The following is an 8563-nucleotide window of genomic DNA, read 5'->3' as shown; positions in this document are numbered from 1 at the left end:
CCTGCCGGCCTGGCGGCCGGCTGTGGGTGGCAGGGGTCGGTGGTGGGGCGTTCCGGGCGGTGCGTGGTGGTGGGTGATCGGGTTCGGTTGGGGTCTCCCCTTTGGTGGATGGCCGGGTTGGGTAGTGGGTGGTGGTGCAGGACCGGATAGACGCTGGCGCGCCGGTCCAGCACCCCCTGGGCGCGTCTCTCCCCTCCCCCGGGCCCCACCCAAAGGCAAAGCCGGGCTTCACCCCGTCCTCGGGCTCCGCTTCCCTTCTCCACCTGTCTGGACGGAGAACCTGCCCACCCCGCCCACGCATCCCTTTCCGCTCCGGGGCCGGCTGTAAGCGGCCAGCCCCGCTATGAAACAGCACCCACAACGAACAAAGCAGCCCTCTACCAAACGGGCAGGCCTGCATTCACCCACCAACGGCGCCCCGGCCCACCCCACAGCCCAGGACAGTGGGCGGCCGGGCGAGCTGCCGGCGGCTCCGTGGCCCTCCCGTGTGGGGGGCTTTTGTCTTGTCCCTTGGGGCTATTGGCGTGTGAGGTGGCCGGCGGGCGTGGGGCTTGAGGCCGGAAACGGGTTCTTCCGGTGCGGGCCATGCTCACGAGGCGACAGGCGGGCCCCCGGTGAGCAGGCAGCTGCTCCGTCCACAGCACTAGGCCGGGTTGGGCGAGAACGAGCTGAGGGGCCGAGCCGAGGGCCGGCCGCCCAACAGCCAACAGAGAGCCAGGAAACCCGCACCAAATAGGGGCCGGAACAGGGGGCCCGCAACTTTACAGTTGCCGACCCTCACCCGCTAACAGAGTGAAACCAGCCCAAGAAAAACCCACACGAACCACCGCAAGCCAGCCAGCAGCCGACCAGGAACCGGTGTCGGTCGACCGACACAGCGGAGGCCGGGAACAGCCGTTGATTCTGGACCCAGCCCAGCACCGAGCAGGAACCGATGGACATCCATCAGTCACCCCGCACAACCCCAAGGGACAAGACAAAACCAAACACCCAAGCCGCAGCGCAGCTCGGGGCGGGCGAAAGGTAACCCACTGTCTGGGTCCAGCAAGGCCACCGCAGTTGGTCGACCAACTGCCCACCTTGACCGTACTGCCCACTGACGAGCCTTCCCACACAGCCACCACGCCCCGGGCCACTCTGACCCGAGAACGGCCCGTCACACCGCGGAACGCATAGAGGAAACCCAGAAGGAGAAAAACAGCACCGCCGCACTGCCAAACAGGATTCAAGTCGCTAAATCCTTCTCCGCAGCCCTTAGGAAACGCCCGTGGACCGCCGCAACGCATAGGAGGAGTAGCCAGCCAAGAACGAACAGCCGACCACCAAAGCTACTCTCCCCTCCGACATCAACAGAAAGGCCCCCGAATGAACCCCGAAGACCCCACCGCCCTGGAGATCACCGAGGCCATCTTCCGCCTCATCCCCCACATCACCAGGGCGCTCAAAGAGCTCACACCACTCATCAAAAGCTTCCTCCACCGGATCCGCAAAAAGCCCTGAATCAATGACTGACCAGCCCCGGCAAGGGGTCGGAGCTCCGACCCCCAATGCCTAACTCGTGCCCCTGCCTCCCCGGTAGGAGCGGGGGGAAACCCTGCAAGCAGTACGAGGGCGCCACAAAGAAGGGGGCCCACACAGGAAGGAACCACCATGCAGACCACCCGACCCACCCCTCTCCGCACCTTCGCTGCACTCACCATCTGGGCAGCCAATGCCCTCCGGGCCCTGAACCCGCGCCCGGTTCTTCCTGCAATCCCCCGCCCATGGGACGGCACCGGTGTCTGCACCGCCGTGATCCGCGGCGGAGGAACCACACACACAGCAACCGCAGCACTGGCCTACACCGGCCCTGACGGCACCGAACACCTCGAACTGTTCCGCGGATACAGCACCGAAGGCATCACCGGCCACGCCGCGGCAACCGCCCGCATCGACGCGCTCACCTTCCTCCTGAACAACCCCACCGGCGCCCGCACGACCCGCCTCTTCATCGACGACCCCGAACTCCGCAGGGAAGTCACCGCCCTCCAAGACTCCTTCCCCAGCCTCCAGCTCACCGCCACCGCCGACACCCACCTGTCCGCCGTGGCCTCCCGGACAGCGGTCCGGGCGAACAGCGTCACCGTCAACACCAGCGCCGCCGCTGCACTGCTGTCCCTCCACCAGCCCGCCGGCGAGCGCCGGCTCGTGATCGCCACCGACGCCTCGATCGTTCCGGGAAAGGCCGGGGCAGGGATCTCCGCGGTCGCCAGCGACGGGACCGTCTGGCAGGACCGGCTGCCCGGAACCGCTGACATCACCTGGGCCGAGTTGAAGGCCATCCATGCCGCGATCGCCCAGCACCCCGGCCGGCACGAGCTCGTGGTGCTCTCCGATAGCAAGGCAGCCATCGCCTTCGCCACCGGCACAGCCATCCCCACCCAGGCGCGCATGCGCCGCGTCGCCGCCCAGATCCACACCCTGTGCGCTGAGCGTGCCGTCGAGATCAGCTGGGTCCGGTCGCACAACGGACACTCCCTGAACGAGGCAGCAGACGCCTTGGCCCGCCAGGCACGGCGCGCACCCGTTGCCCATGCCGCGTGACGGGGGGGAAACCCTAACAAGGGCACAGAAGAAAACCACACGAAGGAGACCAACCATGAACACCCCCGAGACCCTCTCGTACCAGCTGCCCAGCCCGCTACCGCCCCGTCTGCGCCGAAAGACACCGGCACAACGCCGGACCGCCATTCTCCTCGTCACCAGCGGTGCCCTGCTGCTCCTGACGCTGCTCGCCCTCGTCCTGATCCTCGCCACCACAGCCGGGACCGCCGGCAACGACCAGCAGCCGGCACCCCCTGCAACCACCACCTCACCTGTACCTACAACCACGTCCGCACCCTCCACCACGGCCGGTACCGGCCAACCGGCAGCCCCCGCCAGCCCCGCCGTCACCACCACCCCGACACCCACCTCTACCGGTCTCTGACCACCACCCACGAAAAGGACACCGCCATGACCACCACCGCACTCGCTCCCCGCCCGGAACAACCTCAGGCACCCGTTGCCCGGCCGCTGCTGGCCGGGAACCGCAGCCGCCGAGCCCTCGCCAGCTGGACACAAAAAGACTGGAACCGTGCCGCCACCATCGCGGTGGCCATCACCGCCCTCGGAGCCGCCACCGACGCGATCTTCGCCGCCGACGTGCTGAAACTGCTGGTAGGAATCACCTTCCTGGCCTACCTCGCCGCCGTCGGCGCGGTCACCGTCGCCAGCGCCTGCGCGTTCTTCGCCGGCCATGTCATACACCACGCCGAGCACAAACACTGGGGCTGGATCCTCGCCGGCGTCTGGGCCCTGATCGGTATCGGGCTGGCCGTCATGCGGATGGTGCACTCGCAAATCAAAGTCCCGGACATCCCCGACGGCGCCACCTCCGGGGAGATCGAGAGGATCATGCGCAACGCCGTCCTCGCCGACGTCGGGATGGGAGTGCTCATGCTCGTCATCTTCCTGGCCACCGGGATCCTGCTCATCCACAAGGCCAAAGACCTCGGAGATCCCGACCTGCGACGCATGCTCCAAGGCCTCAACGAACGCACCCGGCTCCTGAAGCTCTGGACAGAAGCAGACACCCAGGCCGTCCAGCATGGGAACCTCCTCGCCCGCCGGGCACACCACATCAGCATCGCTCTGGAACAGGAACGCCAGAACGCCCACGACGGGAACCTCGCGATCCGGAACGCCGCCAAAGAAGCCTCCGTCGTGGCCCAGGCAGAAATCATCGCAGACCCCACCGCGACCCTCATGACCCAGATCCAGCACGAGGACCGCCCATACCGCCCCAATGACACACGCCACCCAGAAAACACCGACACCGACGACGGCGCCGGCACTGAAAACACCGGGCCTGAGACAGCAGCCTCCCCCGCCCCCGAGGAAGACAAATGACCGGCCCGGATTGCCTGCACTGCGGCACCGCCACAGCGCCCTGCCCCCTGGGCGAAGGATGCCCGGGAGTGTGGCCCACGCACGGCACCCCCGCCTGCACCCAATGCACCCACGGCTACAGTTGCCCGGCCCACGGCCGCTGCTGGACCGGAACCCAACCCACCCACTCCAACCACTAACCACCAGAAAGGCCCCGCCATGAACACCACACCCAACACCGGCCCCACCGACATCGAGCTCTACCTGCGCGAAACCGCCACACCCACCGAATACACCCTCCGCGAGCGCCTGGTGGACTACTGGGCCGGGCGGGCTGACCGCCGGCACCTGTCCACCGCCCAGGCGAAACCGCGAACCGATGAGGTGATCGAGACCGTCCTGCTCACGCCGTGGGCGGTTGCCTGCCGCAACGAGTACCGGGCATCCAAGGACTTGGAGACCATCACGCACAACCGCATCGTGGATCCGCTGCGGACCGAGAAAGCCACGCTCCAGGCCCGCCTCTCCCATCTCAAGGAGGCTGTGGGCACTGCCCAGGAGGATGCGGACAGCGCCGCAGAGGCTGCCCGGGAAAGCGCCGCCACCCCTCCGGCCCCGGCCGTCCCCCGCGGTCCGGGCGAGCAGCACGCCGACCCGGCCGCACTGGCCGCCCGCCGGCGGCGTGAAAAGCAGGCCTCTGACGCCGCCGCCTCCGCGGCGGCCCAAGCCGCCGTTGTTGCGGCCCGCGCCGCCGCCGGGGCGCATGCCGCCGCCCTCGAACGCCTGGCCGTAATCGGCGAGCGCCTCACCCTCGCCCAGTCCGTCCTCGAGGATCGGGTCGCGGAATGCCGCCGGCACACCAGCCGCAGGATCAACATTTACGCCAGGGCCATTACCCGCCGGCACCCGGACGCCCCCGTCATCGCTGAGCTGACCGAACACCTTGACCTTGACCAGGACGCCCCCCGGTCCGCCGGATCCCACACAGGCGTTGCGCCGGAGCGTGGTTCGCAGCACTGGCAGGGCCGTCCGACCTGGCTCAGCGTCGTGGACCCCGAACCAGAGACCCCCTGACCTGCGTTCGGCAGTGCCTGACCCTACCCCTGTGTGGGGTCAGGCACTGCCGGCGGCGAGGCGCAGCAGACGGGGGAAACCCTGACACAGGTACCACCACCAAAACACCCCGACCAGAAGAAAAAGGAGCCCCAGAATGAGCCTCTTCGAGACCCTGAACGGCCTGCTCGGCAAGCGTCCATCAGACGAACCGCCCGCGCCCGGATACGAACACTTCGGCGGGGAGCCCACTGACCCACGCAACAGCCGCTACTGGCGCTCGATTCCCCACCCGGGCCGGACCGCGGTGCCCACGATGGCGGATTACATCATCGAGGTCGTCCGCCGTGTCCGGGCCCACGCGGCCGGGATAGACGACGCGACCGGGCCATTCCAGCACCGGCTCATCGACGCCGAAGCCGAAGCCACCGGCGTAGCCATCGAAGAGCGCTATCTGGACCAAGTACGCACCGAACAAGGGCTCTGGGCCGACGAAGACACCATCGCCTACCGGCACCGACAGCAAGCAGACATCCTTAAAAACCAGCTGGGAATCGCGGACGCCGACTACCGAGCCGGGAAGGATGCACTCCTGGGCGAACCCGGCGCCACACCGAAATGGAACAAAGGCATCACCGCCGAACGCCACACCCCCGCAATCCCCGTGCCCGGGCTCCCGGTCCCCCGCCCCACGACCACTCCTGAGCCCGCCCCGGAGCCCGCGACAGCTGACCCCGGCCCGGCACCCGAAACCACCCTCGTCTCCGCTGGCTCCGGGCCCCACCGGAAAACCCGCCACACCGAAACCCCCCGTGAGGGTGACCACGCAGCCCAGAGCAGCGGCGCAGACGAGGCCGACGGTGCAGAAGCACCGGACGAACTCGACGAAAAAGCCGCCTAAACCAGCGGGGGTCCGGCCCGGGAAAACCCCGGGCCGGACCCCTTCCGGAGGGGGAAACCCTCACAGGAGTACCAGCCGCATCCAGCGGAAGAGCCCCACGAACAAAGGAACACACCATGCGCACCACCACCGCCGCCATCCTGGCCACCACCGCCCTGGCCTCCCTCGCCCTCACCGGCTGCGACGGGCCCGCCATCGGCGCCCAGGCCGAATGCGACCAGCCCACAGCCCTGACCATCATCGTCGCCGCGCACTCTAACGCCGCCCCGGCCCTGCCCGCAGAAGTCGCCTGCATGGTCCGCAAAACCATCGAAGCCGGCAAACCCATCAGCATCATCCGCGAAGACGGGGCACCCTCCGTCATCCAGGCTCCCCGCGTCTACCCGATCGGAGCCGCCAGCAAAGACAACGACATCAACAACGCCAAAATCACCGTCAGCCGCGCCGTCTCCGGCATCGAAGCCAACGCCGACGGCGACAATACCCTCGCAGCCCTGGAACTCGCCGGCAGACTCACCACCGACACCCCGGACGCGACCATCGCCGTCCTCACCCCCGGGCTCTCCGACCAGGCCCCTCTGGACCTGACCGTCCCGTCCCTGGTCACCGCCGTCCCCGCGGAAGTCACCGCGAAACTCAAAGCCTTCAAAGCCCTCCCCTCCCTGGCAGGGCGCACCGTGCACTGGTACGGGCTCGGGGAGCACCACGGCACCCAGCCGGCCCTGACCGGGCCGCAGCGGCAAAACTACCAGGGCATCTACACCAGCATCCTCACCGAAGCCGGCGCCACAGCCGCCTTCCACCCCGGACCCGCGAGCGCCGGCACCACCCCCCGCCCCGCCGGGCCACACAGCATCAGGCCCGTCCCGACCGCCGACGAACCCACCATCGACTTCCCCAAAGCTGAAGGCACCAAGAAGGCAGAAGGCACCCGCACCTTCAACAACGCCAGCTCCCTCGGGTTCCTCCCGGACAGCACCACTTTCCGCGACCCCGGCGCAGCCGCCACCACCGGGGCCCACCTCGCAAAATGGCTGACAGATAACCCCGGCACAGCCATCACCGTGACCGGCACAACCGCCTCCGCCGGCACCGCGGAGGCCCGCGGCGCGCTCGCCCGCGCCCGCGCCCAAGCCGTCTGCGCCAAAGCCGTTGCCGCCGGCGCAGACCCCGCACGAATGTCCGCGGCCGGGGTACCGGATAACAACTACCCCGGGCACATCCCCGACACCCTACCCGACGGCACCCTCGATCCCATCGCCGCGGAACACAACCGCACGGTAGTCATCACCTTCAGCGCCCAGGGGGCGCAGTCATGACCAACACCGCCTGGGCAGCACTCATCACCCGGCTCCCCGCCGCCAACGACCTCCCCCTGAACCTACTGCTCGAACTTATCGAAACCTCCAACAACGACCTCAATACCCGCACCGGCAACGACATCGCCCGCAGCCTGGAACCCCGCGAGCGCGCCCGCTGCCAAACCGCAACCGCGCTCGCCCACGCCCAACCACACCTCACCGATGCCGCAGGACACAACGCCGCCCACGCCTGGGCCAACACCCGCCTCACAACAGCCGGAACCATCTACCGACACCACGCCAAAAACGTCCTCACAGAAATCAACGCGAACCCCTTCACCTACCTCCACACCCACCCCACAGCACAAGCCCACGGCCCCGACCAGGCCAGCACGGAACAGACACACCGGCCGGCCAGGCACCCAAGCAACCCGCACCAGACGGGCGGGCCAGACCGCGGCAGCTAAACCACAGCAACAACTAAGGCCCCGGAAAGCGAAACGGGAAGGGAAGAAGAAAAGGGGGAAACCCTGACACGGGTGACACACCCTGCAACCGGCAGGGCACACACGCCAACACCGGAATCAGAGACCGAAAGGAGGAACACATGTTCAGCGTCGGACCACTCGGATGGTGGATGCGGATGTGGTGGGGATCCCAATACTTCACCCCCGTCTACGCCTAACCCACACGCCCCGGGGCGCCCCAACCATGACGGGCGGGGCGCCCCACCCCCACCCGCCTGACCACCCCACCCGCGGCCCTGCTGGAAACCCTCACAACACGCAGGCCCGCCGCCCGCGGGCGCCACACACCCACAGCCCCAAGCAAACCCACCAACCCCGGCTGCGCCCGGGCCAACCCGACAGGTTATGGCACGGATTCCAACAGGGGTTATGGCATGAGATACCGCCTTACAAACCGACACCACCCACAACCCCGCAGCTGGCCTCCCGACGGGAAGGCCAAACCCGCTGCCCGCGAGCGCACCGGGGTCAAAGCATCCTCAGGACGCTACCCGGCCGGCGCGGGGAAACCCTGACACCTACGACACGCCCTGCACCCGGCAGGGCACACACCAAACGCCAACCGCACCACCACCTCTTGAAGGAGAGAACGACCATGGCCCAATGCAAAAAATGCTCCAAAGCAACCCAGGACTGCACCGCCTGCAACGGCGGAAAAGCCCACGGGCTCCTCGGGAAACTCACCTGCTCCAAATGCAACAACACCGGACAGCAATGCCCCGCCCACGGAGCCCACTGGAAATAACCCCCAACCCCGGTGCGGGTTCCGGGTGCCGCCCCGCCCCTGCCGGCGAGCGCAGCACCCGGAACCCCGGCAAGCACACCCGGGAACCGGCAAGCACACCCGGGAACCGGCAAGGCATCTGCCCGCC

General features: G+C 68.0%; 8 protein-coding genes. All 8 read left to right on the top strand.

Features of this window, described 5'->3' with window-relative positions; all coding sequences use genetic code 11:
- The first annotated feature begins 1365 nt into the window (after window positions 1-1365).
- The 8 genes from ASF98_RS25005 (at window position 1366) to ASF98_RS06225 (ending at window position 7631) form a co-directional block, all read left to right on the top strand.
- Window positions 1366-1500, top strand: coding sequence for a hypothetical protein (locus tag ASF98_RS25005; protein ID WP_268760416.1), 135 nt, complete (start codon window positions 1366-1368; stop codon window positions 1498-1500).
- Between the two features lie 150 nt (window positions 1501-1650).
- Entirely contained in the window at window positions 1651-2583 is a 933-nt protein-coding gene (locus ASF98_RS06255) for a ribonuclease H family protein (protein ID WP_055799039.1), read from the top strand.
- A gap of 55 nt (window positions 2584-2638) precedes the next feature.
- Window positions 2639-2968 (top strand): hypothetical protein, encoded by a 330-nt coding sequence (locus ASF98_RS06250; protein ID WP_055799037.1) that lies wholly within the window; start codon window positions 2639-2641, stop codon window positions 2966-2968.
- A 26-nt stretch (window positions 2969-2994) separates the two neighbouring features.
- The gene (locus ASF98_RS24055; protein WP_055799034.1) at window positions 2995-3930 is read left to right on the top strand and encodes a hypothetical protein; all 936 of its coding nucleotides are present in this window, start codon (window positions 2995-2997) and stop codon (window positions 3928-3930) included.
- A 198-nt stretch (window positions 3931-4128) separates the two neighbouring features.
- The gene (locus ASF98_RS24050) at window positions 4129-4983 is read left to right on the top strand and encodes a hypothetical protein (RefSeq protein WP_055799031.1); all 855 of its coding nucleotides are present in this window, start codon (window positions 4129-4131) and stop codon (window positions 4981-4983) included.
- Window positions 4984-5119: 136 nt separating this feature from the next.
- Window positions 5120-5863 (top strand): hypothetical protein, encoded by a 744-nt coding sequence (locus ASF98_RS06235; protein WP_055799028.1) that lies wholly within the window; start codon window positions 5120-5122, stop codon window positions 5861-5863.
- Between the two features lie 116 nt (window positions 5864-5979).
- A complete protein-coding gene (locus ASF98_RS06230; RefSeq protein WP_055799025.1) occupies window positions 5980-7182 on the top strand; it encodes an OmpA family protein in 1203 nt (400 codons plus the stop codon).
- Complete coding sequence (locus tag ASF98_RS06225; protein ID WP_055799023.1) at window positions 7179-7631, top strand: hypothetical protein; 453 nt, start codon at window positions 7179-7181, stop codon at window positions 7629-7631. The genes ASF98_RS06230 and ASF98_RS06225 overlap by 4 nt, the downstream gene beginning before the upstream one ends.
- Window positions 7632-8563: the final 932 nt, after the last annotated feature.

It is taken from the genome of Arthrobacter sp. Leaf337 (genome assembly GCF_001423745.1).
In the GTDB taxonomy this organism is placed as follows: Bacteria; Actinomycetota; Actinomycetes; order Actinomycetales; family Micrococcaceae; genus Arthrobacter.
This window is presented reverse-complemented; position numbering and strand designations above follow the sequence as displayed.